Below are 1,135 nucleotides of genomic sequence, written 5' to 3' on the forward strand. Positions count from 1 at the left end.
GATTGGCGTCGATGGTGTAGCCGGCCTTGGCCGCGTATGTCTTTGCAGCGCCAAGACCTTCGGCGAAACCGATGAGCAGAACGCCGACCGCCGGTCCGACCAGGTCGAGGTAGTCCTCAGCTCCCACACCGTTCGGCAGGCCCATCGACGGCAGGCCCGAGTCGATGTGTCCGACAATGTCGATGCCACGATCGTCGAGGCCGAACAACGCTACTGCGGTAATGCCCAGCAGCACGACGAGGAGCGAACCCGGTACGAGCGGAAGCCATCGCTTGACGCCCAGGACCATTGCCAGGCTGAGCAATCCGATGATCACGGTCGGTAGGTCGACCTCACCCAGTTCCTTCACCACTGTCCACGTCTGGACGAAGAAGTTTCCCTCACCCTTGTCCACGCCCAGGAGTTTGGGTACTTGACCGATGATGATCGTGAGCGCCAGACCGACGATGAATCCCTTGAGAACCGGCTCGGAGATGAAGGACGCGATGAATCCGAGGCGCATGAATCCTGCGAGCAATCCGACGAGCCCGGTCACGATCGCCAATGCCGCCGACAGCGCGATGAATCGGCCGTCGTTTCCTGAAGCCAATGGCGCAATCATCGCCGCGGACAACGCTGCGGTCGCCGACATCGGCCCGACGATCAGATGGCGCGAACTGCCGGCTGCTGCGTACAGAATCAATGACGGAACCGCAGCATAAAGCCCGACCACCGGCGGAACTCCGGCGATGGTGGCGTACGCGAGCGCTTCCGGAACAAGGACAGCCCACACCGTAAGGCCCGCAATGATGTCGGGGCGAAGCCAAGCGCGTTGATAGTCGGACAACGATCCGAAGACCCACCAGGTCCGCGTGTGCGGAGCACTCATAGTCCTTGCACCCCTTTACTGATCTGCATCGCCGCGATCAGGACGAGGAGCCCGACGTTCAGCAAGTGCGTGTTGGTGGCTATCCAGGTGCGGATCTTCAGCAGCGGTTCGGTTGCCTCGTCCTTCTTGATCAGCAGGAGGGCAACAGGTACCGCGACCGAGGTCACGGACACCAGCGAGAAGATCACGGCCGAGACGATCTGCGACGTCGGTGCCACAGTGCTGAGACGAAGGTTCATCGCTGCTGCGATGGCACACGACATGTCG

Annotated in this window: 2 protein-coding genes; both read right to left on the reverse strand. The window is 61.6% G+C overall.

What is annotated here, in order from left to right; translation table 11 throughout:
• On the reverse strand, positions 1–868 hold an 868-nt coding region (locus AC0B9F_RS38365; protein WP_472010466.1), incomplete at its 3' end, for a SulP family inorganic anion transporter.
• Positions 865–1,135 (reverse strand): GAP family protein (locus tag AC0B9F_RS38370; protein WP_472010468.1); only part of this gene is annotated, 271 nt, incomplete at its 5' end. The genes AC0B9F_RS38365 and AC0B9F_RS38370, both read right to left, overlap by 4 nt.

It is taken from the genome of Streptomyces sp. NPDC097129, from assembly GCF_055668065.1.